Here is a 26,015-nt window from a genome sequence, read left to right as displayed (position 1 = left end):
TTCAATTGCTATTATTTATCCTGTTCAAAAATATAGAGAGAATGGAACGTGTTGAAATCTGATTTTCCCACTAGAACATCTTTATACACAAACGGTTTTCCCACTTCATGCGTACCTTCTTTAACTGCTTTCTCTATAGCATCTGCAATCTCTGCATATAATTCATCAATGTCATCATCTGATAAGGAGCCATATTTATTCTCCCAAGCAGCTAAAAATGTATCTTCGTCTTTTCCACGGTAAAAATCAATATATAATTCTGACATCGTATCAAACACCCTCTCTTTTACTTTCATCGCACCTTCTATTATAACAAAAAAGGGAACACCTGTCAGCTTTAGAAGCTATCTTTAAGTAAGCGAAAATCTTAATACGTATGCAAACGGATGAACCGCTTTCTCTCGATATGATATACTGATAACAGATTTTTATAAAGGAGCAGATGAGATGAAATACAATCCATTAGGCGATACAGGGTTTAAAGTCAGTGAACTAGGCTTTGGGACATGGGCAATTGGCGGCGACTGGGGTAAAAATGATGACCAGGAATCGTTAAGAGGTTTAGACACAGCAATAGATGCTGGTGTGAACTTTTTTGATACGGCTGATGTTTATGGCTCGGGCCACAGCGAAGAGTTATTGGCAAAAGCAACTAAAGGTAAAGAGGACCGCATTTATGTGGCCACAAAGTTTATTCGTATGGGCGATATTAATGACCCTAACAATTATTCAGAAGAAAACATCCGCTCGTATGCTGAAAACAGTTTAAAACGTTTAGGACGAGATGCTATTGATTTATACCAGATCCACTGTGCACCACTAGATATGTTGAAAAACACTGATATTTTTCCTATCCTTGAAAAATTAAAGCAAGAAGGTACGATTAGAAGTTATGGCGTCAGTGTGGAATCGGATGAAGAAGGTCTATTTGTATTAGAAAATACAAATGCCAGCGCACTCCAAGTTATTTTCAACGCCATGCGTCAAAAACCTTTGAAAGAATTGTTCCCGAAAGCTCAGGAAAAAGGCGTGGGTATATTGGCACGTGTTCCGCTAGCAAGCGGATTATTAACAGGTAAGTTTTCAACAGATCACGAATTCGAACAAGATGATCACCGTAACTATAATAAAGACGGTGATGCCTTTAACGTCGGCGAAACATTCGGTGGTTTGCCCTTTAAAAAAGGTGTGGAACTCAGCAGACAATTAGACTGGATTGCGGAAGGTCGCGACAGCATGGCATGCGCAGCTTTGAAATGGGTCTTGCAACAAGAAGCCGCTACAAGTGTGATTCCTGGATTTAAAAACGTTAAGCAAGTTCAGGACAACTTGAAGTCTCTTGAAGTGCCTGATTTCTCAGCAGAAGAGTTAAAAAAAATGGAAGACTTTTATTGGTCAGACATTCACGACCATATTCGTGGCCCTTACTAATTGTTTACAACTTTCTTAAAAGAAGACTCCCTTGGTTATTGGGATTCTTCTTTTTTTGTAATCAAATTTGTCCTATACTATAGGTTGGCATTTGTCTTTCGGAATTATCCGATACATAGATGTTGTGTTTCTCTAACTATGTGATACCATATATAGTGTAATAAAAGAAAGAAAGGACGATTTAACCATGGAATTCTTACCCACCTCTTTTGTAGAGGATTATATTGTAACAAACCCGAATCCGCTGAACGAATTGGGACAATTTGTCTATAGCCGCACGTACTCACGTTGGCTTGAGGATAAAGGACGCCGTGAATATTGGCACGAAACGGTGAAACGAGCAATCGAATATAATATGTCACTGGAGTACAAGCATTTGAAAAATATCGGCTACTCTATTCCGTTAAAACGGATGAGAGAAGAAGCCAAGGAATTGTTCGAATCCATTTATCATACCAAGCAGTTTCCTTCCGGAAGAACTTTGTGGCTTGGGAATGCCAATGAAAAAGTGAATAAAGACTTTGCTTTAGGAAATTTCAACTGTTCATTTTTATCTATTGAAACGTGGAAAGATTTAGGTGAATTATTTTATCTGTTATTAGTAGGTACAGGTGTTGGCTTTAAATCGACTAAGAAAATGGCTGCGAAAATGGCTCCTATCCGTGCGAATACCACTCTCCTACATTCAGAATACCGTCCGGTTCCAGCAAACCAACGATTAGAGCACACGCAAACGGTTAAGATGGAAAACGGCTATGCTAAAATTTACGTAGGGGACTCTAAAGAAGGTTGGGTAGAATCACTGGATCAGTATCTGGAACTATTAACTCTTCCAGAAAACGAAGATATTCACACCATTAAAATTAGTTACAACAGCGTCCGTCCTGAAGGTGAGCGATTGAAAACCTTTGGAGGAACAGCATCTGGCCCAGCACCTTTGAGAGAAATGTTCGAAGGTATTGATAAAGTATTGAAAAATCAAATTGACCCTTATCTGGACCCTATCCAAACCGACGAAAAAGGCTACGGTAAAGTACGTCCGATACATATTCTAGATATCGGCAACTTGATCGGAGCGAACGTCGTCGTTGGTGGTAAACGAATCTTCTAATGCCTCCAACGTTAAAAAACACTCCTCTTTATCGGGGGAACTCCTAAATGGACAATCCCGAGGGAAGCAAATGAATGTTAGGCGAACCGCAGAGATTAAAGTATAATAATCTTAGAGGTGAGCAATGTGCATAAAGATTTTTATGTGTATGAATATTATATAGTGAATACTGATGAAGTATTTTACATCGGTAAAGGAAGACAAAATCGTTACCGTGAACTGCACAATCGTAACAAGTATTTTAATAATATCATGGCAAAATATACTTGTGATGTGCGGATCGTAGAAAGTGGATTAACCAACAAAGAAGCTTGTTTAAAAGAAAAAGAATTCATCAAAAAAAGATGGAGTAAAGGACAAGCGCGCTGCAATTTAACTGCTGGAGGAACAGGCTTCTCAGAAGGAAAGCTAAACCCAAGAGCATTAAAGCCGCATAAGGGTGAGCTTAACTACTTTTACGGCAAGCGAATGGTTGGAGAAGAAAATCATTTTTACGGTAAAAAACACACGGAAGAAACAAAACGAAAAATTTCAATGAACCGTAAAGGAAAAGGCGGCCAACCAGGCAAGCTAAACCCTATGTACGGTAAAGGCAGAAAAGGCGAAGACAATCCTATGTATGGCAAAACACGTTTTGACCATCACAATGCAGTAAAGTTTCATGTTGTATATCCAGATGGAGATTCAGAATATCTAACTGCAAAGGAATGCGAGAAAAAATTCGGCATTGCTTTTACCCGTATCCGGAAAACCGGCGGTACATTACACTATAAAAAAAATACACCAAACAAAACTCTTTACGAAAACACAGTAATAACAATTATTTGAACCTGTAACGACTATCGAAAGCATAGCTTCTGCCTTTGGGGCACGAGTGAAGAAGCGAGTAGAGTACACCTTTACGGTGGAAACGGGGAGCTTTAAAGGGTAACACCTTTATTGAAGAGATAGTCTAATCTTTATGGAAACATAAAGTTAATATAATTATGGTTAGAAGAACCGCAGAAATTTTCTTGTTTGATGCTGATGACCACGAGTCTATGTTTGCCAAATACGGCATGAACGGTATTTGGACTGAAGACCAATTGGCTCAACATAAGAGAATCGGAGAACTACTCGAAAAAGAAAACATAAAACCAAAATGGTTTGATACTCTTGAAACGATTGGTGACCGCCGTGATGGTTTAGATCATCGCCGCATGAGTAACAACTCCATTGCCTTTGAGAAAAAACCTAAGAGAGAATTTTTAAATCTAGTTTTTGAAATGATGCAACTGGAAGGTGAACCAGGTTTCTTCAATATGGAAGAAGCCAGACGTCGCCGCCCTAACGCTGAAGGCGTTAATCCATGTGGTAAATAATCTTGCCTCATGTAAAAAACCGACCAATATCGGTGGAGGCTAAAGCGAAAGCCAAGCTAATACCGAGATAACTGAGAACATCACTCAGCATCGTAACGCATAGGAGTTGAGCGTTAAGAGAGCAAAAACACTCCCAAGAGTGGTCGGAACTTTAGAAAATATATCTTGGGGATTATAGTAATTTAGAGTATAAATTTATTATAAAACTCAAGAGGTGTATAAATTGGAAATAGCAAGAGGATATAGTGGTTATTATAATGGACAATATCTAAGAAGCTCTTTAGAATTTGCCTATGCTTATTATTTGGACCATACAGGTATAGAATGGGAATACGAATCATATATGTATACCTTCGATGATGGTACAACTTATCTTCCAGACTTTTACATTAAAGAGAATAATTGTTTCAGGATTGTAGAAGTTAAAGGAGACGGGAATAAGGAAACTGGTTTAAAAAAGGCAAAAAAATTAAAAGAGAACTTCAATTTAGATGTTGAAATGATCTTTTACAAAGACTTAGTACAACTTTATAGAAATGAAATGCCCATAAGATTAACAGCTGCAAAGCGTATATGGATAGAAGAATACGGAGCTGAACATAAACATGACACTTCTGGAAAACTTAACCCTATGTATGGAAATAAGCATTCCGAAGAAACTGTGAAATTAATATCTCAGAAAGCAAAAGAAAGGTTTAGCTCTGGCGAGTATGATTATGTGACTCAACGCATGATACAGTCCAATCGAGATCGTAACTTTGATTTTTTAAGAAAGCCTAAAAGTCCACGTATGACTAAGACTTGCTTAAATAAGAACTGTAAGAACGAGTTCATTGTTACTGTTTATAGTAAACGTCTTTATTGTACTCATCTATGTGCAAATAAAGCACACTCTATTTTAGGAGCAAAAGTAGAAAAAGAAGAAGCTTTTAAAATAAGAGAACAAATAAGATTACACATGCTTCTCTGGGCAAGGAGCAATAAAGAAACTATAAAAAATACTAAGTTTAATAAAATTGCTCAACCATTACAACCTCTCTATGACTCTATAGAAAGTGAGTTTGGAATAAAAGATAAACGTATCGTATCTAAGGCACTTTTAAGAAGAGACGGTACAAGAAAAGAAATGCTCACTTTCCTAAAAGAATACACTGATAATATTTAAAGTTAAAATGTATGCTGGACTGGGTAGGAATCGACCTACCGCAACACAAAAGTGTATGAGGGAAACCTCCAGAAGTAAGGGATAAAAAGCCCCTACGATAACATAAATCGGAAATTATTTTAGATTCAAAAGGCGTCTGTAACTTAACAACTATCAACGTGAAAGCTTTTGTTGAAGAAGATGAAGCTGGCTCATACTCACTTGATTTAGAAGGGTTGAAACGCGCTCAAGCTTTATCTGCTCGTATTGGTTTACGTATGACCCTCTCTCCTTTAGAAATTGAGTCATGGGACGCCATTCAAAAACGTGACCGACTGATTGGGACATCTGTTACAGGATGGAAAGATGCGTTGGCTTTGGTTGGAGCAACGGAAGAGGATGAAGAACGTTGGATGAATGAACTCCGTGCTGCCTCCCGTAATGAAGCAGATGCTTATGCTAAAGAAATGCGTGTAAATGCGCCATTATTAGCCACGACAGTTAAACCTGAAGGGACATTATCACAAGTAGCTGGTGGCGTCTCTCCTGGTGTTCACATGAGTCATAGCCCGTATTACATTCGCCGCATTCGTATTAATGCAACGGATCCTTTAGTAAAAGTAGCTAAAGAACTCGATTGGCAAATACACGCTGAAGTGGGTACAAATGGCCTCTATTCAGAAGATGAGTTGGCTCAAGAATCTGTCATTGCTGCAGCAAGAACCGTTGTCATCGACTTCCCTGTAGCAAGTGGAGCTGACCGCACGAAGGAAGACACCACTGTTGATGAACAGTTTGACACTTACTTCCGTTTCCAGAAAAATTATGTTGAACATAATGCATCAAATACAATTGATGTGAAACCTGGTGAATGGGGTCAAGCAGAACAGCGTGTGTGGGATGGTTGGGACAACTTTGTTGGGGTCTCTTTCTTAAGCCACGACGGTGGAACGTACACCTTAGCCCCTTATGAAGCGATAACAGCAGAACAATATGAAGTACGTAAGAAAGCAATGAAACCATTTGATGCAGCGATGCTTCAAGCTTTTGAAGCGAATGAAACGACTGCTGACTTGGATAACATGGATGCCTGTGCTTCTGGCGTCTGTCCTATTCGTTAATTCATCTAATAAGAGAGAAAGGTGGAATGAGATGTGAGAATGGAACCATTGGAAAGGCGGACTGTAGCGGATAAAAGCAGAACCTATACCCTCACACGTATAGCCATGCTTACAACCCTTGTCTCTGTGGGGAGACTCTCCTTCTCATTTCTGCCAAATGTTCAGCCGATGACTGTCTTACTCGTCTGTATTACACTTTATTATGGGTGGAAAGACAGTCTGGCTGTATCGTTACTCTCCGTCCTGATCACTAATATTTATTTGGGTATGGGACCCTGGACCTTTGCTCAATTGGCCAGTTATGCTGTTATTATCCTTTTAACAAGCCTACTTGAGGATTCTTACGAAACGATTCCCCTGCCTGTTATGCAAGTATATATGGGGTTTCTCGGCTTATTATACGGACTAATTATCTCTTTAGTTCAAGCTCCATTTTTTGGATGGAATATATTCCTTCCTTATTATTTGTCTGGTTTGCCTTATGATCTGCTACACGCTGTGGCAAACATTGCGTTCTTTGCATTGCTTTACCCGGTTTCGATGCGGGTGTTTAAACAAACAGACAACAATAGTACGGCTGTACAATCAATTGGTGAACGTTAGAGGGGAACAACATGAACAAAAAACAAAAGTACTTGGTCGGAATAGTAGCTACTGTTATTTTAATCGTTATCGGACTGACTTTAGCTGGTCTATTTTCAAATGATAACGACTCAAGTTCTGACGCAGATAAAGAGGTACAAATTCTTATTTTAACTGCCGATGAAGAAATAGCAAACGAAATGGTCGGAGCGTCCTCAAACGAGACACTAATGGAGATTATGGAACATAACTTTGACGTGAGTGTCTCTGAAGAAGGGTTTGTCGAATCGATTGAGGGCGTTGAACAAAATCCTGATGATAATGAATATTGGGTTTTTGAAGTGAACAATGAGATGGTTACGGTAAGTGCCGAGGAATTTATTCCTAAAGATACTGATTTAATCACCTGGGAGTTAATGGCCTTTTAATGACCGACAAAAAAGCTGATTCGTGATGGTTTACTAACCAACGAATCAGCTTTTTTGTATAGTGGCTTCATTTAAAAAGGTTAACACATCTGTTTCATTTTTCAACTTAGTCCATTTGACGGAATCAGCCATGACTTCTTGGATAAACTTGAAAAAACCTTTAGCCTTACTATTTTTCAAGTCATCTTTCTTTAAAGAGAATAAAAAGACGACGGCTACTTTGTCACTCCCCCACTGAATCGGTTCTTTTAATGTCACGCAGCTAATGACTGAAGAGGTTATTAAAGACGGCTTACCGTGAGGCAAGGCGATCTCTTTCCCGATTGCTGTTGACGCACGGTATTCTCGGTTTAAGACGGTATCTGCATATCCCTCTTTAACATACCCTCTCTTCTCTAGTTCGTGAGCCATAAATAATAAAAGATCGTCACGATTCTTAAAATCTTTTTGCAAGTGAACTAAAAACGGTTGAGTGTAATCGAGTAGTGACCACGATTCTCTTTCGTTATTTGCTACTTTTTCGCTCGTCCCTTTTAATACGTTTCCTATTTCTTCCATCTCGTCTTCATTCAGTAATGGCGATATCTGTTGCGTGGGTACATTCAGTTCAACAGACAAAGGAATCGTCGTTAATATAAAATCAAGTGAATAATCAGTTATAGCAGAAGCGACGTCCTCTTCAGATAGGAGTATCGTTTCTTGAATATCTGGAAATCGATTTTCGATTCTGGCTTGAATAAAAGCGGACACTCCGACCCCATAATGACACACAATACCTGTTTTTATAAGCTTAGGCGGCTTGACTTTGAGACGTTCCACAGCGGTTTGAAAGTGAACGGTTAAATAGCCAATTTCTTCTTCAGGTAAGCTCATTTTCTTACCATCAACATAATTTTCAACTGCATTTTGTACGACATAGAATAAATAGACATACGCCTTTTTTATCTCGTTCAATAAGGGATTAGATATAATAAAGTTGTTTTCTAAACGAGACGCTGTGTTCTCCAAATGCAACAGTAAGTTTTCGTGTAACGTCACATCTTCTTTTAATGGCAACCCTGTTAACTCACTCACATCAGCCATTAAAGAGGTGACCAATTCATCTACCCACTGAGGACGGTTAACTAATTCATCCCTTACTTTACTTAAACGGACGTTTTGAAAGTGAAGAGCCAGGTACGCGATTTCATTTTCAGGAAATCGAACAGCTAGGGCCACTTCTGTCTGTTCTGCAAATTCTTTTGCCCAAGTATAATAATGCGTTTGACGAATTTCCAGCTGTTTCTCATATGGAACGACGACTGGCTGATTCAATAACACACGTTTAATTGTAAATAAAGCATGGAGCCTCAACCCCTCAAATGAGTAAGAGGAAAAATCTAACTTATACTTCTTTTGAATGGCTTTTAACGCAAGGGTAACTGTAGTGACTTCAATCGACTCAAAGAATTGAAGGAGCTTTTTTTCGTGTAGTTGAACTTTACCTAGTTGCTTAACTGCATAAGACAGTAAGGCCCGTTTGTCTGTTTCAGATCCTATAACATGAGTCCCCACACGCTGAATGGTTTGAAGAGACACATTAAATCGGTCACACACCTTCTTTATCTCATCTAAATCGGCCCGAATAATCGGCGTTGAAACGTAGTATTGAGATGAAAAGTAGTCAAGAGTGAGTGGTGTTTTTGACATCAACAGGTGGTATAAAATAAATAATTGACGCTCTTTCGCTTCTTTTTCTGGTGACGCGTGAACCCGCCTGTTTAACCATTGTTCCAGTTTGTTTTTCTCATCTACATTGAGCAGAAAGCGAATGCCCACTCCTCTCACACGCTCAACAGGCGGCAACCCATTTTCTTTTAATATTTCTGTGAGCACGTTTAAATCACTTCTTAATGTTCGAGGTGAACAACCCAGTTGCTCAGCCAGTTCGTTCATTTGAGAAAACGCATCGTTTCCTTTCACTAATAATTGAAGCAATGCTTTTTGTCTTTGATGCAAAAGGGTCACCCTCTTTCTACTTTCATACCTAACAATAAAAAACATTCCTCGTATAAACGTTTGCCTACTCATTATACGAAGAATGTTTTTATTATTCAATTCCAGCTTAGTTATGAAATAGTTTTGATTAAATCATAAGCCTCTTCAGTGGTTTGAGCATTTAATAAATCTGTTCTAAACTGGTCATCCATTAAACGGCGAGATAGCATTTGTAAAATTTTCAAGTGTGCATCGCTTTGATTAGCCGTTGGTACAGCAATCATGAAAATCAATTTAGCTGGCTCACCATCTACGCTTTCCCAGTCTACGCCTTTTGTTTGACGTCCAAAGACAACTGATGGTTCAGTAACAGCAGAAGACTTCCCGTGAGGTATGGCAATTGTCATGCCAATGCCCGTTGTGCTTTCTGCCTCTCTGCTCAAAATAGCTTTTTTAAATGCTTCATGTGACGTGACTTTCCCTGAACGAGCGAGTTGAGCAATCAGTTCGTCCATGACCTCTTCTTTTGTCGTGCTTTCTAATTCTAATTGAATCATGTCTTCCGTTAAAATATCACTTAATTGATTGATTTCGTTTGCTTTATCTGGAGTAGTCGGTGCTGGCACAACTTCTGATTCATGGCGACTACCAACACTGGATACCTGATTCATTGAGCCAGAACCATCACCAGCATCTGCTCCTGCGACGGCTACTTCTGGTGTTCTTTCCAAGTCCTTCTTCAATAATTGAAGCATGAGCATCGTCACAGCAACACCAACGACGACGGCAACGAAGAACATAATCACATTATCAACTGCTCCTAAAACGGCTACTATCGGTCCGCCATGAGCTACTCTATTCCCAACACTACCTAACGATGCGACTACCGCGCCTGCCATTGATCCAATAATAATACTTGGAATGACACGGAGTGGATCTTGGGAAGCAAAGGGTATGGCTCCTTCTGTAATTCCAAATAAGCCCATTGTAAAGCTCGCTTTACCAGTTTCGCTTTCCCCTTTAGTGAACTTGTTTTTCATTGTCATAGAAGCCAATCCTAAAGCTAATGGCGGCACACAGATAGCCACTGCGATCGGTCCCATTATCTCATAGTTTCCTTCTGCAATCATTCCCGCACCGAATAAAAAGGCAACTTTATTAAATGGTCCACCCATATCAACGGCAATCATCGCACCTAAAATCATTGCTAGTACAATACTACTGGCTCCTTGCATACCCGCTAACCAATTGGTCAACATCTCAAAGAATCCGGCAATAGGTTGACCGATGAGGAGAATAAATAACAGTCCCACAACTAATGATGAAATAATAGGTATAAAAATAATTGGCATAACAGACTGCATCGCTTTTGGAACCTTGACTTTTTTCAGCCATAGAGCCACGTAACCTGCTAAGAACCCTGTAATGATTCCACCAATAAATCCAGCGCCTGCTTCACTTCCATAAAACGAACCATCTGCTGCAATAAATCCACCAATCATACCCGGTACTAATCCTGGCCTATCCGCTATACTATAAGCGATAAAGGCTGAGAATATAGGAACCATTAATGACATGGCAATGCCGCCAATCGCTTCTATAGATACCCAGAACGACCCTTCTGGTATAACAATGCCTCCAGCTGTAGGTTCTCCACCTATGGTTAAAGCAATCGCAATGAGTAACCCTCCAACGACCACAAATGGAACCATATAAGATACACCGTTCATTAAATGACGATAGATAGGGTTTTCTCTATCTTTACTCTTTGTTTCTTCTGATTCCTGTGCAACATTTGCTTCGCCAAAAACAGCGGCATCCCCGTCAATAATCCGTTGTATTAATGCTTCGGGTTGTCTTATGCCTTCTTTCACTGCAACATTGACCATCGGTTTGCCCTGGAAACGCGTTCTATCTAAATTAGTATCTGAAGCGATAATAATGCCATCAGCTGCAGCAATCTCTTCTGCTGAGGCTTGATTTTCTACCCCAATCGACCCATGTGTTTCTACTTTTATGTCCACGCCCATTTTTTCGCCTGCTTTTTGTAAGTTCTCAGCAGCCATATAGGTATGCGCAACTCCAACCGGACAAGCAGTCAAAGCAATAATTTTCACTTTATCTTTTGCCATCTTAATCACCCTTCTTTATTTTCTATAGTGTTAGTGTATCCCATTACAATCCACATAAAAAAAAGAAGTTTCCTTTGATACGGCAAATCTATTTTTAATTCATCATCTCTTTTTCAAAAAAAGCAGTGATTCGGTCCATCGTTGAGGTTTTGACTAGGTGTTCTTCGTCTTCATCCTCAAAAGTGATTGACCGATTCGGATTCTCTTCAACAAATTCACGAGCATGGTCATAAGGTACAATGACGTCTTGTTTCCCATGCCATATATAAAGAGGACGATCACCTAAAGCTTCTGGATTTAAAGACAAATCGTATTTAGGTATCCATGTTAATAAGTCTTCATAATCGTTTGGTATAAAGCGATTCATCTCTGAAGCATATCTTTGAATCCGTTCCCTATAAGCCACCGGCTTTGGCGAACCCATCACACAAGCAGCTGCTTTTATTTCAGGGTGGTGCGTCAGTAATGCACATGTTGTCATCCCTCCCATTGATACACCGCCTACTGCAATACGATCATCTACTAAGCCTAACTTCTGAAAGTGATTCACAATGTAACCAAACTCAAATAAGTTTGTGTGGATACATTGCCAAAAAGTTAATGACGGTATTTTCGTAATGGGTTGTTTGCGTTCTCCATGATTGGCTGCATCTGGCAGCAGCACACGAAAACCGGCTGCGGCTAATCGTCTCCCTTGAGTTAATACTAACTCTTTTGAAGACTGCCACCCGTGATAGTAGACAATTAAGGGTAATAGGTCATTTCTCTTCTCTTTTTGAACCACTTCTAACAGCGGTATGGTCCCTAATGTTCGTTTTCTAATCGTTAATTTCATCTTTCTACACCTCACTACTATATTAGCACAACTAAGAAATAAACAGACTCTGTTATACTTTACAGAGAATAGAAAAAAGAGGTTGAACAATTCTTCACTTTCAATTGAGAATGGTTATCAATTAGTGTATCTTTAAGAGTACAGATAATCAATAAACTGTTAGGGGAGAATGAAATGAATATTTACTGGACCACTATACATAAGATTGTTGAAGAAAGCCCAGAAGTAAAAACCTACTTATTGAATTGCCCTGATGAGGTTTCTTGGGAAGAAGGAGCTCATATTCACTTAGCTCTTAAAGGATTTAACGATGGGGAAAAGCCCAATCGACAGTTGATACGTCACATGTCTATTTCTACTTTGCCAAATGAACGCTACATTGGTATCACTACTCGTATAAAAGAAGAATGCTCTGAGTTTAAACAGCGTCTGAGAGAGCTTCGAGTCGGAGATCAGGTAGCCATCTTTAAGATTCATTTAAATATTCCACTGAGACGTGAGAACCGAAAGATTTACCTATTATCTTCAGGTGTTGGCTTGGCTACCTTTAGACCTCTGGTGCTGGTTTATATAAATGATTCAGATGAGGTTAAGCAGATTCATTCTTTAAATGTTGATTCATCTAAGCATTCCTTATTTCCTGAACTATTTAATGAGGCTTCTGAACATGCAGTGACTTCAGAATTTGTAGACAGCAGACAGGACTACTACAAGCGTCTTGAGCAACTAGCTCATGATAAAGAAGCACTCTATTATGTGGTGGGTAGTGATGAATTCCTTTTACAAAATATTACTCTTTTGCATGAACAAGGCATTCCGTCAGACCAAATAAAATTAGATAAGCATGAAAGACGTCTAGCTGACTTTTTACAGATTGAAAAACTTGCATAAAAGAACCTGAATAGTTAAAAAAATGCAGTCCCTACTAACTTTTCCCTGTATACTATAGAGTAAGAAAGGATGTGACCATATGAATCATAACGATCGATTAACCCGGTTACGCTATGCGCTAGATATTAAAGACACTGATATGATTGAGATTTTTTCTCTAGGCGGCATGACCGTGACCAAAAAAGAAGTTCAGGCCCTACTCAAGAAAAAAGAACAAGATGCGGAAGATAGAGATGTCGAAAATGAGTACGAGCTTGAATGCACTGATGAGATGCTTGAACGCTTTTTAAATGGCTTTATTACGTTCAATAGAGGACCAAAAGATGGCATCGTGCCTCCTTTAGAGCTGAATGAATACAATGCCAATAACTTACTGTTGAAAAAAGTTAAAATTGCTTTATCTCTGACCTCGGAGGACATCTTGGATCTATTGGCAGATGCGGACGTCACTATTTCCAATAGTGAACTAAGTGCTGTATTAAGAAAAGAAGGCCACCGCAATTACAAACCTTGTGGTGACAGATATATTCGGAACTTCTTAAAAGCTTTATCGTTTCATTACCGATAACCCTCAACAAGCACGAGAATGGGTCTTATCTTTTATCTTTGTTATAATAAAAGTACGACACAATTAAAGGAGATAATAATATGGCCTCAGATGAAAAAGAATTTTTAACATTAGCGAAAGATTTCGAACGCGTGTCTCCAGATAAAGCAGAAAATATTTTAGCACAAAATGACGATGTGGTTGTTTTCGTTGCTCGCGAGACATGTCCTTACTGCCGTAAATTCATGCCGAAATTGCACAATGTAGTGACGAGCAACAATAAAAAGGTTTACTTCATCCATTCTCAGGATGAACAATACGCAGACGAAGTCGATGCTTTCCGTAAAAAATATGGTATGCCAACCGTTCCGAGTTTAATGTATAAAAACAATGAGGGCACAAAAGTCGTGAGTGATAGTTCCCTAAGCGAAGACGACATCGCTCAATTTATTCATGCATCTTAATAACTATAAAAAAAGAGCGGTTTGTCCCTTCTGACGAGGAACAAACCGCTCTTTTTTTATAAACCTATCTAATTATTAGAAGTTAACAGTCTTTGCTATAAAGTTTTCTAAATCAATGACTGCTTTCTTCAAAATCGATTCATTTATGTCAATTGGCAGTAAATGCACCTTAGCTTTACTGTTAACTAGTTGTACGATTTTATTCAATTGGGTTTCTGATAATGGATAGACGCCCATCTCTGTCAACGACATAGGTAACTGAAGAGCTTTGTAAAAAGGGATTAATTCTTGAATCATTGCCCATTTTTCTTCTAAAGCCAATTGATAAAAAATACCGTAAGCCACAATTTCCCCATGCAGATACTGATGAATGTCGGGCAAATAAGCAGACAAGGCATCATGCATGGCGTGAGCGGCAGTGTTGCGTGCGTATTTATCCCCCAACCCACCTACAAGTCCTGCCAATCCAAATACAATGGCCGATACATGAAGGAATTCTTTAGATACCTTTTGGTCCTTCATGTCTTGAATCGCTTTGAATGACTTATCTGGTATCTGATTCTTACATATTTCAGTGGCTTCGCGAGCTAATTGTAAAAATGGCTCATCTCGCATGTCTTCTTGTTGGAGAATCAAATCCGATTCATACCATTTAGCTAATGTATCTGCAATGCCAGCAACAAAATACTCGACTGGTGCATCAATAACTAATCTAGGGTCAGTGAGTAGAAAAGCAGCCTGTCGCATCACGTGTTCCGTTTTTCCTTCGGCCATGCCATTGTCTTTATACATGACAGACAAAGGCGTCCAAGGTGCGCAATTACTTGGTAAGGTTGGAACCAATCCAAATGATGTATTGGACAAATGACAAGCATATAAAACCACGTCAGATAATTTGCCGCCGCCTACGCCGATAACAAAATCACTATCATGTTCATTTACAATCGATGCGAGGCGTTCCCCTTCATTGTAGCTGCATTCCCCACTGTATTTAACAAAGGATAAGGTTCCTTCATAGGCATACAGTGCCTTCAAGTATAGCTTGGCTTTCTCCCAAGACGTTGTCCCGTGAACAACTAAGATGTTCTTAGCTTGATGCTCTGTTAATATCTCAGGGATAAGATCAATGGCTCCTTCACTGTACCTGTAAACCTGTGGTCCTACTTTAACCGTTAAGTCGGCAATCACGATGGTGCCCCCTTACTTAATATAGGTGCTTTCAGCTTGTACTGGTCGATTTGGTAGCAAGCCTTTCACAACGTTTTCACAGTCCGTTACACAGGTTTCTCCCATGCCTTCTAAACATTCCATTGAATAAGCAGAGGTATGAGGCGTCACAAGTGCTTGATCAAATGATAAGTACGGGTGATCACTTCTACCAGGTTCAACTTCTAGTACGTCTGTGGCAAAACCTGCTATCTTACCTTGTTCTAGCACTTCAACCATGGCTTCTTCCTTAATTAAAGCTCCTCTTGCTGTATTGGTAATGTAAACATTGTCTTTCATCATTGAAAACTGTTCTTTAGATAGCATGTGGTAATTGTCTTCATTTAAACTAGCATTCAAAGAAATAACATCCGACTCTTTCAATAAGGTTTCTAAATCAACCGGTTTAGCACCATACTTTTCAAGTTCGAATTTATTTTTATATGGATCATACCCTAAAACATTACAGCGGAAACCATAATTTAAAATTTCAACGACGCGACTGCCAATATTTCCTACGCCGATAACACCAACGGTCTTCCCACTTAAGCCATGACCGACAAAGTGGTTTCTGTTTTCCCACTTGTCCTCTTTGACAGCTTTGTTTGATAAGACAGTCTGACGCATCACAGCCAATAAGTTAGTCACGGCATTTTCAGCGACTGCATCTCGTTCAACCAAGGGAGGGACAATAGAAACCAATGTATTGTATTCTTTAGCAGCCTCTATATCAATGTTGTTATAACCAATACCATGACGAGTAATCAATAGTGTCTCATCTTTGTGCTCAAAAAATTCTCTAGTAAAGAAAGGCGTCACACTTGCAACGATCATCGTATAGCCTTGCAGCTTTTCGGCTAATTCTTTACCATTTACTTCACTGTCAATATCGAAGCGATCAACTTGACCTAGTGCTTCTAGTCTTTCTAAATGAGCGGGAAAGGTTTTCCCAAAACTACTTGAATTGACGATTGCAATCTTTTGTTTATCCATGATTAATCCTCCTGTTTTACGATGGCATGGCCACCAAATTGATTGCGTAGAGTAGCGACAGTTTTCATGGTAAAGCTGTCATCTATTTTTGATGAATTACGTGCAAATAAAGAAGTCGCAATAACTGGGACAGGAATACTTAGTCTGAGTGCTTCTTCAACCGTCCATTGTCCTTCGCCACTTGCATTGGCTACGCCTTCGATTCCAGTTAATTTAGGGTCTTCCTGGAAGCTTTGTTGCAAGAGTTCGATTAACCATGAACGAATAACTGACCCGTGATTAAATACAGAGGCTACTTGTTCTAAATCAAAATCATAGTCGCTCGCATGCAATAAGTCGAATCCTTCGCCAATCGCTTGCATCATCCCGTATTCGATTCCATTGTGTACCATTTTCAAGTAGTGACCACTTCCTGGTTTTCCTGTGTAAAGGTAGCCCTTTTCAATGGCTAACTTTTCAAATAAGTACTCAACTTGGTCAAAGACTTCTTTTTCTCCACCAATCATTAAACAAGCCCCGTAACGAGCGCCTTCCATACCGCCAGATGTGCCACAGTCTAAAAAGCCAATCCCGTGTTCTTTTGTCAGTTCATAATTTGCAACTGATTCGTGGAAGTTTGAATTCCCTGCTTCAATTATAATATCACCAGGACTCAGCTTAGAACATAACTCTTTAACCGTTGAATTAGTAATGTCTCCTGCCGGTAAGCTAAGCATAAGGACTCTTTTCTTGTCAAAACTATCCAACAATTCCTCCAGCGAAGAGTGTACATCGATGTTTTCATCTTTTGCTTCCTTACGTGCGTCTTCAGATATATCAAAACCAGATACCTTCACCTCGTTATCCTTTAAATTCAACGCCATGTTTAATCCCATTTTTCCTAATCCAATAAGTCCGATTTCCATTGATAAGACCCTCCATTTATAATATCCATTCCCTGTGTAAGTGATTCCATTTAAGTATAAGTAAAAAATGTTTTTTTGTAAAGAAAAAAGAATTTATTTTATTTTTACTCGGTTAATGTATAATAAGAGTAATGACTAAATAAGGATGTGTAGGAAATGATTAATCAGTACTTAAAAAACTTATTTAAACCCTATATAAGTGAGTACAGCAAAACTGAAAAAGTGATTGCCCAGTATTTCTTATCCTTAGGGCCCAAGCTACCACTTAAAACACTGGAAGAATTATCTGAAGAAATAAGTGTCTCTAAGACCTCTATCTTTAAATTTGTTAAAAAACATGGATTTGATGGTTTTCAAGACTTCAAAATCACTCTCGCTCAAAATAATTACAGCCAAAGCGATCGCAGCAATGACTTAGTCGTTTTTTCTGATATTTCAACTTCAGATTCTACCTTTACAATTGCTCAGAAAGTGATTCAGTCTTCTCAAGCTTCACTGAATAATTTGCTTCAATCGTTAACAGAAGAACAACTGAATCAAGTGATTGATATGATTCAACACTCTCAGTTCTTGCATTTTTTTGGCCTAGGCTCTTCGACTACTATCGCTTACGATAGTTATCATAAATTTATCCGATCAAAGTATCGTTGTAATTACATTCAAGATCACCATATGCAGATCAGCTATGCGACCAAATTAAATGAACAGGACTGTGTGTTTTTATTCTCACATTCAGGCAAGTCTATCGAAACCATTAATCTCGCTAAAGTACTAAAGGAGAACAACGTTAATATTATTCTCCTAACAGGTAATGCTTTAAGCACGCTTTTGGAGTATGCGGATAGTTCCTTTATTGTTGATTCAGAAGAAGCGTCTTTGGGGTCTGAGTCATTATCATCTAGAAATCTTTACTTGACGATAATGGATATCATTTACACCGCTATTATGTATCAGGACGAGGATTACAATAAAGAATCGATAGCCAATATTCGAAAAGCTTTGCTCCATTCTAAACTGGACACACAATAAAAAAAGTACCCCCATATCCCATTAGTTTGAAACTAAAGGATATGGGGGGTACTTTTTATTCTATAACCTTAAAATCAGTCGTTTTACTTTGGTAACTCCACTGCTCGAATACTTTCTTTACCTGCAGCTTCAATAGCTGGAACTAAGTCATTTAACGAGTTACCTTGACGCATGGCCAGAGATTCTATGACCATAGACAAGTTTACTCCTGTAATGATTTGAACGGCGATGTTACTGTCATGCAATCGTTCGCGTATGGCGGCAATCGTGTTAAAAGGTGTCGCTCCAAACATATCCACAAACAATAAGACACCATCGCCTTCATTCAATGAATTGGCTAGTGAAAATACATCCTCACTAAAGTCGTTCATGTCTGCCCCTTCAGTCAGACTCAACACATCAAATTGTGGATTGTCTCCCATAATCATGTGTGTCGCATGTTTTAACCCATGGGCAAACTCACCATGAGTGATAATACCTACTCCAATCATCTTCTTTACTCCTATCTAATCCAGTTTAAGTGTCTAATTCATTAAAATTTCTTTTCGACTTCAGTGAATGACACGCGTTTTAATGATGGTACAGGTTGAACAAAGACTTCCACGTCTTTTCCATCGACCCACTCTTTCATTAAATCAAATTGATCACTCGATACTGCGACTTCATTGGTTACAGAAACGGATCCTGGTTTTTGTGCACTGTTACCTAAGTTCACTTTCTTAATCTCTACTCCACTGCTAATTAATTTACCCATGTCTTCAATACTTTTAGTGATTAATAAAACTTTTTTGTTGCCAAATTGATTATCGTTCCAACGTTCAATGGTTGCATCGACAGTTAAGACTTCCGCTTCCATTCCACCACTGGAACCTGTTGATTCTGAAATGCTTTTTAAGAAATCATCGCTTGCAATGGCATCATTTGCCAATATAATCGTGTTCGCTCCTGTTGATGGTGCCACGCTTGACGTAATTTGTCCGTGAATCATACGTTGGTCAACTCTTGCAAATGTTATTTGTCCCATAATATCCTCCTGTGAATCTGTTATTTTTTTATAATATTCCTATTGCAGCCAACACACCTAATACGATTGATACGATGAGTGCAACTTTCATTACATTAAACTCTTTTTTAGTGAAATAATAATAAATCCCTAATGTGACACTTAGTGGTATCAAGCCAGGTAAGACAGAGTCCAGCATCGCTTGTATGGATTGCTGATCCTGACCGCTTCCCCACGTCAGTGGCGTTGAGATATCGACGTAATTGGCTACTAAGATACCCATCATGAAAATACCAATGATCCTTAATCCATCAATAATAACCTTACTACGGGCACCAGAAACAACTTTAGATGCCGCTTTTGTTCCTATGGCATTTCCCATCTGAGTGAAGGTGCTACCTATAATAAATTGATAAAGAGCAAAAACGACCCAAGGGAGTAACGCCCCTAGTATATTTCCATTCAGTGCCCATGGTAACCCAATGGCAATTAAGGTATACATCACTGTAAAGGTATCCACCGAATCTCCAATACCTGCTAGTGAACCCATTAAACCCTCTTTAGTGGTATCTATTATAGAATCAGAAATCATGGAATCCCCTGTTTCATGTAACTGTTTCGCTCGCTTTTCTTCCATATCGGAAAGGATGCCTATAACGAGGCCACCGCCCCAAGTAGCGTTGGTATTGTAATAAACAAGGTAGCGTTGGTAGACTCTTTTTAATTCATCTTCATCTTTATATAATTTTTTTAGTATAGGCATCATTGCCCATAAAAGCGAACCAGCTAAATAGCGATCAACAGAGTGGGGTATTTCATTAGCAAACCACCATCTAAACCACGATTTTTTGACATCTTTTTTGGTGATTTCTTCAGGTGTAGTATTAGCCTCTTCTTTTAAGGTGTCTTGTACTGTATTGCTCGACATAATCGGTTCTCTCCCTTCTAATCGCTACTTTTCAAAGCGTCGGCATCACTTGCCAAGATGTAAATGAAAGCTATGGCCCCAGCTAATATAGCAAAGGTCACCATACTCGTTCCTGGTAATAAAATGGCGACTACGTAACCGACAAAGAAAAACGGGAGGTGCTTGGCTTTACCCATGGCAACCATACCAGCAGCTAAACCAACCGCTGCCAGACCACGACCGACAACATCAAGGACATGGCCAAGTCTACCTTGAACCAAGCTCTCTCCCAGTAACGTTAGTAGTGGCACACCCAAGTATAGGACGACCAACATAAGTACTGTATATATAGCTAAACTGGTTAATAAGGGTTTTACTATAATCTCTCTTGTCAGTCCCGCTTCGTCAAGTTCTTCAGCTTTAATATCGGCTGCTTTCATGTATGACGTATTTATCTTGAAGCGAGCTTTATATAAATACGATCCTAATACGGCTATCGGTAAAGCAATAACAACCGACTGATACGGGTTAAGTCCGCCAGATAAAACGACCGGTACCATGATTGCTGCTGCAAATGCGGGTTCCCCTGAGGCAGATCCACCGGCGCCGCCTACATTAAATAATGCCAATTGAATGGCTACACCGGCTACAAGAGCTGTCGGAACATCCCTCATCACTAATCCAACAACTAAAGCAGTCATTAATGTCGTAAACCTTAACTGTAACGTTGCTACGGAAAAACGAGATAGGACCAGTCCTATCCACAAAGCGATAAGCAACGCCTGCCATATGCTTAAAGTAAAATTCATATCCTTTAAACTCCATTCCTTTTTTATCATCATTTTTAATCTGATATATCAGATAAGCATTCCATGCGAATATTATCTAAATATGTAAAAAAGCGATTACATTCATCTATAAATTATTATATCAGTAATAAATAGCAAGTCAATTAAGTTTTTTTCTTCACAATATATATTAAATAAACACTATATTTGAAAGGGCTACAAAAGCTATTAGAACGCTTAGTTACGATGATTATCAGTTGTGTAAGTGATAAAATAGTTTTTTAATTTTACAACATGATGGTTTGTTCACATACAAACCTTTTTTAAATTTAAAAAGTAGTATATTAGAGGGTTTTCCTTTATCCTTTTATTTGATGCATCGTTCTCCATTAAACTTCTATGTCAACTAAGCTAGACCTTAAATGAAAACCTTGGTTTTGCTTCCTCGAAGCTTTCATGACATAATGAATGAAAGAACTATGCGAATGGAGAAAACCAAATTGACTTTCACGGTTTATTTAGCTGGACACATTCACGATGATTGGCGCGATACATTGATCAAGAAGGTAAAAGAAAAAGACCTGCCTTTTGAATTCGTTTCACCACAAACAAACCACGATGCATCTGACGATATTGGGGAAAAAATATTAGGCGACCAACCAGGAAAGTATTATAAAGACGATGCGGCTTCAGATATCAACAACTTCCGTACTCAAGTGCTAATGAACAAAGCCGATATTGTCGTTGCTTTATTTGGAGAACAGTATCGCCAATGGAATACGGCGATGGATGCAACAACCGCTATTAATAGTGGAAAGCCCCTTATCATTATTCGACCAGAGAGCTTAATTCACGCCATCAAAGAATTGTCCAACAAAGCCAATGTCACTGTTGAAACGATTGATCAAGCCGTATCGGTATTAGAATATGTGACTGTTTAATAGTTAACCCTTAATGGGAAAAGCACAGCCTGAGAAGCTGTGCTTTTTTCTTATAGTCCTTTTGGATGTTGTCAGAAGCTTTTATCTGCTTCCTTTCTTTCTTATGTAAAAAAAAGCCCCTTGACGAGCAATTCTTATTACTTGTAGTGGCATGTTGTCTATTTAATTTTTATTAAAGAAATGACGCCATTTATCTTCCAACGGTTCATTATCCGAAAAGAGATCTGGGTTGGCTTTTAATAATTCAGTTAATAATTCAGTTGTTTTGACAGGGTTATCTATGCGAACCGTCGCATCTCCAAACTGTCCTTTATATAAGGCCCCTTCTTCAATTAACATGTCTTCCACTTTCCAAAAATGTTCGGACCAAGACAAGCCATAGTGACGTCTAGATGGGACCGGCACTTTTTCACCTGTATGCAAAATACTATACAGCATTTCATGGGAATCAGTCACTCGTCCAGGAATATCGATCCATTCTTCAATGCCATGAATGTACGTGTTTCTGGTCAAATCTACACCTAAGAGCATGACTTGGGCATCACGGTCGACGAGTTTACCGTAGACAGACGTTCTCGCACATGGTGTCTCGTGTTTATATTCTCCCGCCGTAAATTCTTTTGCATCCTTACCAAGCGCCGCAACTGAGTGAGTCGGGTGTTCTGAACGAATGACCCCTTCTCTCTTTCTAAATAGCTCAGTTAAAATCCCTACATTCGTTGGTGAGTTGTTAACATCAAAAACCGGGTTATCTTTTTTGATATACTCCCATGTATGAGTCGGCAAGACCAACAAGCCATCTTTCATATACTCGCTGAGAGCATCTAACACAGTATCCGGTCCTCCCTCGACATCGCCAATACTTTTATATGACGAGTGGACCAGAAGTGTTCCCTCTTTTTTTATATTTAATCTTTCAAGGTCTTTCATCAATGATTCTTTCGTATGCATGCCTGACTCCTCTTTCATCCATTTTTAAAACGCTCACATACTAGATTATCAAATTATCTGTGAATAAGCTAATCCGTTTGATAATAAAAAACCGATTCTACTTAACTGTTAGACAGTGTAGAATCGGTTTTTGCAATTATATAGGATTATTTCAAAATACGAATGGTGACGTTGCGTCGTCCCCAGTTAAGGGCTTGAGCTACTGTTTCAAAGTGAATATCAATGATGTTTCCTTTGATTGCTCCACCAGTATCTCCTGCGATATAAACGCCCATGCCTTCTACTTCAACCATCGATCCTAAAGGAATGACTCTTGGGTCTACTGCAATCACTCGTGGATTGACTCTCAAATCAATTCCTGTTGCAGTGTGAGTACTTAAATTAGGTTGTTTTGTTGAGTAACCTGTCGCTTGCACTCTTAGTGTTTTAGCACTGCTTTGGCTAGCTGGTTGGCTAGGTGCTGGCTTACTTTGTGCTGCCGGTTTGCTTGTTTTAGCTGGTTGGCTAGCACTGCTGGATGCGTTACTTGTATTAGATGATGAGACTGTTTCACTAGCAGAAACAGTTTCTGTAGAATCACTTGAAGAAGTGGATACCTCTTGTGAGCTTTGGCTTGCTCTGGCTTCTGCCGTTTGGCGAGCGGCTTTAGCTTGCGCTTGTTCAGCTTCTGCTGCTGCTCGTTGTGCTTCTTCTCTTGCAACACGACGCGCTTCTTCGATTCTTGCTTCTTCTGCTGCTTCTCTTTTAACAAGAGTAGTTAATTCTTCTTGGTTATTTTGAATAAGTGCTTGTAGTGAATTTAACTTGTCATCAAAACGATCTCTTTGAACAAGAGCTTCCGCTTTCTGCTCCTCAAGTTCTTGATGGCTTACGATTAACTTTTCTTGAAGATCAGCTAACTTTTGAACTTCTTCTTCAGCAGATACTATTTGTTGATTACTTGCATCGGTTAATCTGACAACTGCAAGTGTTCGACTAAGTAAGTCTCCCAAACTTTCAGCTTCCAAAATGGCTAATACAACATTTCCACTGAAATCATTTAATTGAATCGATTGTAGTCTCTCGCGTGCTTGATCTAAACGGGCTGCAACGAGTTCTTCCTGCTCAGCTACTTCCGCTTCAGTCTGCTCCACTTCTGATTTTTTTTGTTCAATCTCAGTATCAAGTTCCGCTAAGACTCGGCTAAGGTCGCTTACTTCTTCCAATACAGAGTTGACCTCTGATTGTAATGAATTAATTTCATCTTTCTTTTGCTCTTGTTGTTGTTGAATAACTTCTAGGGTACTCGCTGATGCAACTGACGCCACACTCATGTTAAGAATACTTGCAATAACTATAACGAGACCAACGATATTCTTTTTCATCGTTTATAGAACAATCCTTTCCACGTACGGTTTTTTTTATGTTCTGACAATTTTAAGAATGCTCCGTAATTATACCCACAAAGGCGATTAAAAAGATGTCAATTTACTTACAATTTGTTACAAGCACTTGAAAAATCACTGAAACTTCCTCCAGAATACGTGTTTTTTGTAAAATATAGAGCGTTTGGTACCGTTTTCTATTATTTTGTAATATAATTGTAATGCAAGATTGAATTTTAGACTTAGTCTGTAGCACATAGTATGATTATATTAAGAAAGGATTTAATTTAACTCTGTTATAATTAATCAATAAGCTAATTTAAGGAGTGTCACTCTATGAAAAATGAACGGTTTGGCCTGTTGGACGTTGGATCGAACACAATTCGTCTTGTTATTTTTGAAATGGATGAACATCACAGTATATCTGAATTACAAAATATTAAGACTCCTGCCCGACTGGTACAATATTTAGACGAGGACAAGGTCATGTCTGAAGAGGGTATTCAGGTGTTATTGACTGTTCTGCGAAGTTTCTTAGATATCGCTGATCGTTATGACATTACAAAAAGTCGAGCCATCGCTACTGCCGCTATTCGTCAATCAACTAATAGAGAAGCTATAATCAAACGTGTCAATGATGAACTCGGTTTAGAATTGGAAATCCTTCCAGAAGAGCGAGAAGCCTTTTATGGTAACTACGCTGTCAGACATACTATGGATGTTATGGATGGTATCAGCATTGATATAGGGGGCGGTAGTACAGAGCTTACTCTATATAAAAACAAAGAAGTTAAGTCCTCACACAGTTTCCCGTTTGGTGCCGTTTCCTTACAACACCAATTTTTTGACGGTAAACAACACAACGATAAAAAAGCAATCGAAAAAGCCCGCTCATGGGTAAATAAACAATTTAAATCCTTGAAATGGGTAAAATCGGCTGGTGTCCCTTTAGTGGGAATCGGAGGCTCCGCTCGAAACTACGCTGATATTCACCAACGTCAAATTAATTATCCTATTGCTGGTATCCATGAGTACCGCATGACACCTCAAGAGTTAATGGATACTTTTGATATACTCACATCCAGTTCAATGGATGAGTTGTCTGATTTAGATGGTTTAAGCGAAGACCGCCGAGATATCATTATTCCTGCAGGTATTGTGTTTACTGAACTAATGGCTGTTATGAAGTCTAAAGGCTTTGTTATCAGCAGTCGCGGATTACGTGAAGGTATTATGATTGAGCAACTGAACGATATGTATGATGAACCTTATGATTTATACGGTGTAAAAAGACAAACTGTTCAGCGTTTGTTTAATCAGTACAATATTCGAACCATCAGTGCACATCAACGTATTATCTTAGCTGACCGATTGATTGCTATGCTAAAGGAAAAAGAGATCGTGTCTGTAAAAGATAAACATTTGTATCTTGTTCACTATGCTGCTACCTTATACTATTTGGGAAGTTATATAGAGGATGATTCAGAATCTCAACATACCTTTTATATTATTTCAAATTCGAACTTAAATGGCTTTAGTCATCGGGATCGCGTTCGTCTGGCTTTACTTGCCAGCTATAAAAACAGATCCTTGTTTAAACAGTATGTGAAAGATGTTGAAGATTGGTTCGATGACGAAGAAAAAGAAGTGTTGCTATACCTGGGTTGCATTATTAAATTTGCAGAAGCACTAAATGACTCTCGTGTTAATTTTGTTGAAGATATTGACATAAAAGAAGGCAAAGATGACGATTATGAGCTTCATATCACTTACAAAGGGAATGCCATTGCAGAAGAGTATCGAGCTAACAAACATAAGAATCATCTAGAACGTGTGTTCGGCAAACCACTCACTCTGGTATTCCACACCGATTCTGATGGTCCATCATTATCGGAGGGATAAAC

The 26,015-nt window shown here is 38.9% G+C and carries 27 protein-coding genes; 14 read left to right on the top strand and 13 right to left on the bottom strand.

Annotation, left to right across the window (positions count from 1 at the left end; genetic code table 11):
* Positions 1 to 11: 11 nt before the first annotated feature.
* The gene (locus C3945_RS08055) at positions 12 to 266 is read right to left on the bottom strand and encodes a hypothetical protein (RefSeq protein WP_161879188.1); all 255 of its coding nucleotides are present in this window, start codon (positions 264 to 266) and stop codon (positions 12 to 14) included.
* A gap of 181 nt (positions 267 to 447) precedes the next feature.
* On the opposite strand from C3945_RS08055, the gene C3945_RS08050 reads away from it, so the two are divergent.
* From C3945_RS08050 to C3945_RS08015, 8 genes are all read left to right on the top strand, one after another.
* Complete coding sequence (locus tag C3945_RS08050; protein WP_161879187.1) at positions 448 to 1,431, top strand: aldo/keto reductase; 984 nt, start codon at positions 448 to 450, stop codon at positions 1,429 to 1,431.
* Positions 1,432 to 1,618: 187 nt separating this feature from the next.
* Entirely contained in the window at positions 1,619 to 2,542 is a 924-nt protein-coding gene (locus C3945_RS08045) for a hypothetical protein (RefSeq protein WP_161879186.1), read from the top strand.
* A 126-nt stretch (positions 2,543 to 2,668) separates the two neighbouring features.
* Entirely contained in the window at positions 2,669 to 3,370 is a 702-nt protein-coding gene (locus C3945_RS08040; RefSeq protein ID WP_161879185.1) for an NUMOD3 domain-containing DNA-binding protein, read from the top strand.
* Between the two features lie 158 nt (positions 3,371 to 3,528).
* The gene (locus tag C3945_RS08035; RefSeq protein ID WP_202623325.1) at positions 3,529 to 3,903 is read left to right on the top strand and encodes a hypothetical protein; all 375 of its coding nucleotides are present in this window, start codon (positions 3,529 to 3,531) and stop codon (positions 3,901 to 3,903) included.
* A gap of 223 nt (positions 3,904 to 4,126) precedes the next feature.
* On the top strand, positions 4,127 to 5,068 hold the full coding sequence (locus C3945_RS08030; protein WP_161879184.1) for an NUMOD3 domain-containing DNA-binding protein: 942 nt from the start codon (positions 4,127 to 4,129) through the stop codon (positions 5,066 to 5,068).
* 158 nt (positions 5,069 to 5,226) lie between these two features.
* On the top strand, positions 5,227 to 6,168 hold the full coding sequence (locus C3945_RS08025) for a hypothetical protein (RefSeq protein ID WP_161879183.1): 942 nt from the start codon (positions 5,227 to 5,229) through the stop codon (positions 6,166 to 6,168).
* 33 nt (positions 6,169 to 6,201) lie between these two features.
* The gene (locus tag C3945_RS08020; protein ID WP_202623324.1) at positions 6,202 to 6,771 is read left to right on the top strand and encodes an ECF transporter S component; all 570 of its coding nucleotides are present in this window, start codon (positions 6,202 to 6,204) and stop codon (positions 6,769 to 6,771) included.
* Between the two features lie 11 nt (positions 6,772 to 6,782).
* Positions 6,783 to 7,178, top strand: coding sequence for a DUF4430 domain-containing protein (locus C3945_RS08015; RefSeq protein WP_161879182.1), 396 nt, complete (start codon positions 6,783 to 6,785; stop codon positions 7,176 to 7,178).
* Positions 7,179 to 7,223: 45 nt separating this feature from the next.
* Here the strand turns inward: C3945_RS08015 and C3945_RS08010 are convergent, their stop codons facing one another.
* The 3 genes from C3945_RS08010 to C3945_RS08000 form a co-directional block, all read right to left on the bottom strand.
* A complete protein-coding gene (locus tag C3945_RS08010) occupies positions 7,224 to 9,176 on the bottom strand; it encodes a BglG family transcription antiterminator (RefSeq protein ID WP_161879181.1) in 1,953 nt (650 codons plus the stop codon).
* 110 nt (positions 9,177 to 9,286) lie between these two features.
* Complete coding sequence (locus C3945_RS08005) at positions 9,287 to 11,287, bottom strand: PTS fructose transporter subunit IIABC (RefSeq protein ID WP_272928088.1); 2,001 nt, start codon at positions 11,285 to 11,287, stop codon at positions 9,287 to 9,289.
* A 94-nt stretch (positions 11,288 to 11,381) separates the two neighbouring features.
* Positions 11,382 to 12,122 (bottom strand): alpha/beta fold hydrolase, encoded by a 741-nt coding sequence (locus C3945_RS08000; protein WP_161879180.1) that lies wholly within the window; start codon positions 12,120 to 12,122, stop codon positions 11,382 to 11,384.
* Positions 12,123 to 12,296: 174 nt separating this feature from the next.
* Between C3945_RS08000 and C3945_RS07995 the strand changes: the two genes are divergently transcribed.
* The 3 genes from C3945_RS07995 to C3945_RS07985 all read left to right on the top strand — a co-directional run bounded on the left by C3945_RS07995 (position 12,297) and on the right by C3945_RS07985 (position 14,024).
* Complete coding sequence (locus tag C3945_RS07995; protein ID WP_161879179.1) at positions 12,297 to 13,013, top strand: dihydropteridine reductase; 717 nt, start codon at positions 12,297 to 12,299, stop codon at positions 13,011 to 13,013.
* 79 nt (positions 13,014 to 13,092) lie between these two features.
* Positions 13,093 to 13,581 (top strand): DUF1456 family protein, encoded by a 489-nt coding sequence (locus C3945_RS07990; RefSeq protein WP_161879178.1) that lies wholly within the window; start codon positions 13,093 to 13,095, stop codon positions 13,579 to 13,581.
* 80 nt (positions 13,582 to 13,661) lie between these two features.
* Positions 13,662 to 14,024, top strand: coding sequence for a thioredoxin domain-containing protein (locus C3945_RS07985; RefSeq protein WP_161879177.1), 363 nt, complete (start codon positions 13,662 to 13,664; stop codon positions 14,022 to 14,024).
* A 75-nt stretch (positions 14,025 to 14,099) separates the two neighbouring features.
* Here the strand turns inward: C3945_RS07985 and C3945_RS07980 are convergent, their stop codons facing one another.
* From C3945_RS07980 to gnd, 3 genes are read right to left on the bottom strand one after another with little or no spacing between them, the layout of a single operon-like run.
* Positions 14,100 to 15,212: an iron-containing alcohol dehydrogenase family protein gene (locus C3945_RS07980; RefSeq protein ID WP_161879176.1), complete on the bottom strand. Its 1,113-nt coding sequence runs from the start codon at positions 15,210 to 15,212 to the stop codon at positions 14,100 to 14,102.
* 12 nt (positions 15,213 to 15,224) lie between these two features.
* On the bottom strand, positions 15,225 to 16,223 hold the full coding sequence (locus C3945_RS07975) for a D-isomer specific 2-hydroxyacid dehydrogenase family protein (protein WP_161879175.1): 999 nt from the start codon (positions 16,221 to 16,223) through the stop codon (positions 15,225 to 15,227).
* Positions 16,224 to 16,225: 2 nt separating this feature from the next.
* Positions 16,226 to 17,128, bottom strand: a complete 903-nt coding sequence (gene gnd, locus C3945_RS07970; RefSeq protein WP_161879174.1) for a phosphogluconate dehydrogenase (NAD(+)-dependent, decarboxylating) — start codon at positions 17,126 to 17,128, stop codon at positions 16,226 to 16,228.
* Positions 17,129 to 17,284: 156 nt separating this feature from the next.
* Between gnd and C3945_RS07965 the strand changes: the two genes are divergently transcribed.
* Positions 17,285 to 18,157, top strand: coding sequence for a MurR/RpiR family transcriptional regulator (locus C3945_RS07965; RefSeq protein ID WP_161879173.1), 873 nt, complete (start codon positions 17,285 to 17,287; stop codon positions 18,155 to 18,157).
* A gap of 83 nt (positions 18,158 to 18,240) precedes the next feature.
* Here C3945_RS07965 and C3945_RS07960 read toward each other — a convergent pair whose 3' ends face one another.
* Genes C3945_RS07960 through C3945_RS07945 form a run of 4 tightly spaced genes read right to left on the bottom strand, consistent with a single transcriptional unit; the run spans position 18,241 to position 20,876 of the window.
* Complete coding sequence (locus C3945_RS07960; RefSeq protein WP_161879172.1) at positions 18,241 to 18,648, bottom strand: PTS sugar transporter subunit IIA; 408 nt, start codon at positions 18,646 to 18,648, stop codon at positions 18,241 to 18,243.
* A 41-nt stretch (positions 18,649 to 18,689) separates the two neighbouring features.
* The gene (locus tag C3945_RS07955; RefSeq protein ID WP_161879171.1) at positions 18,690 to 19,181 is read right to left on the bottom strand and encodes a PTS system mannose/fructose/N-acetylgalactosamine-transporter subunit IIB; all 492 of its coding nucleotides are present in this window, start codon (positions 19,179 to 19,181) and stop codon (positions 18,690 to 18,692) included.
* Positions 19,182 to 19,209: 28 nt separating this feature from the next.
* On the bottom strand, positions 19,210 to 20,088 hold the full coding sequence (locus C3945_RS07950) for a PTS system mannose/fructose/sorbose family transporter subunit IID (RefSeq protein ID WP_161879170.1): 879 nt from the start codon (positions 20,086 to 20,088) through the stop codon (positions 19,210 to 19,212).
* 17 nt (positions 20,089 to 20,105) lie between these two features.
* Positions 20,106 to 20,876 carry a PTS sugar transporter subunit IIC gene (locus C3945_RS07945; RefSeq protein ID WP_161879169.1) on the bottom strand — a complete coding sequence of 257 codons (771 nt, stop codon included), beginning with the start codon at positions 20,874 to 20,876 and terminating at the stop codon, positions 20,106 to 20,108.
* Positions 20,877 to 21,355: 479 nt separating this feature from the next.
* On the opposite strand from C3945_RS07945, the gene C3945_RS07940 reads away from it, so the two are divergent.
* Positions 21,356 to 21,796 (top strand): YtoQ family protein, encoded by a 441-nt coding sequence (locus tag C3945_RS07940; RefSeq protein ID WP_161879168.1) that lies wholly within the window; start codon positions 21,356 to 21,358, stop codon positions 21,794 to 21,796.
* 162 nt (positions 21,797 to 21,958) lie between these two features.
* Here the strand turns inward: C3945_RS07940 and C3945_RS07935 are convergent, their stop codons facing one another.
* Both C3945_RS07935 and C3945_RS07930 read right to left on the bottom strand, forming a co-directional pair.
* Positions 21,959 to 22,747: an AAC(3) family N-acetyltransferase gene (locus C3945_RS07935; RefSeq protein ID WP_161879167.1), complete on the bottom strand. Its 789-nt coding sequence runs from the start codon at positions 22,745 to 22,747 to the stop codon at positions 21,959 to 21,961.
* Positions 22,748 to 22,893: 146 nt separating this feature from the next.
* Positions 22,894 to 24,111 carry a 3D domain-containing protein gene (locus C3945_RS07930; protein ID WP_161879166.1) on the bottom strand — a complete coding sequence of 406 codons (1,218 nt, stop codon included), beginning with the start codon at positions 24,109 to 24,111 and terminating at the stop codon, positions 22,894 to 22,896.
* Positions 24,112 to 24,447: 336 nt separating this feature from the next.
* Between C3945_RS07930 and C3945_RS07925 the strand changes: the two genes are divergently transcribed.
* Positions 24,448 to 26,013, top strand: coding sequence for a Ppx/GppA family phosphatase (locus tag C3945_RS07925; RefSeq protein ID WP_161879165.1), 1,566 nt, complete (start codon positions 24,448 to 24,450; stop codon positions 26,011 to 26,013).
* Positions 26,014 to 26,015: the final 2 nt, after the last annotated feature.

This window comes from Alkalibacterium sp. MB6 (assembly GCF_009935905.1).
Lineage (GTDB): Bacteria > Bacillota > Bacilli > Lactobacillales > Carnobacteriaceae_A > Alkalibacterium.
Note: the sequence above shows the minus strand (reverse complement) of the source record. Positions and strands in the feature narration are given on the sequence as shown.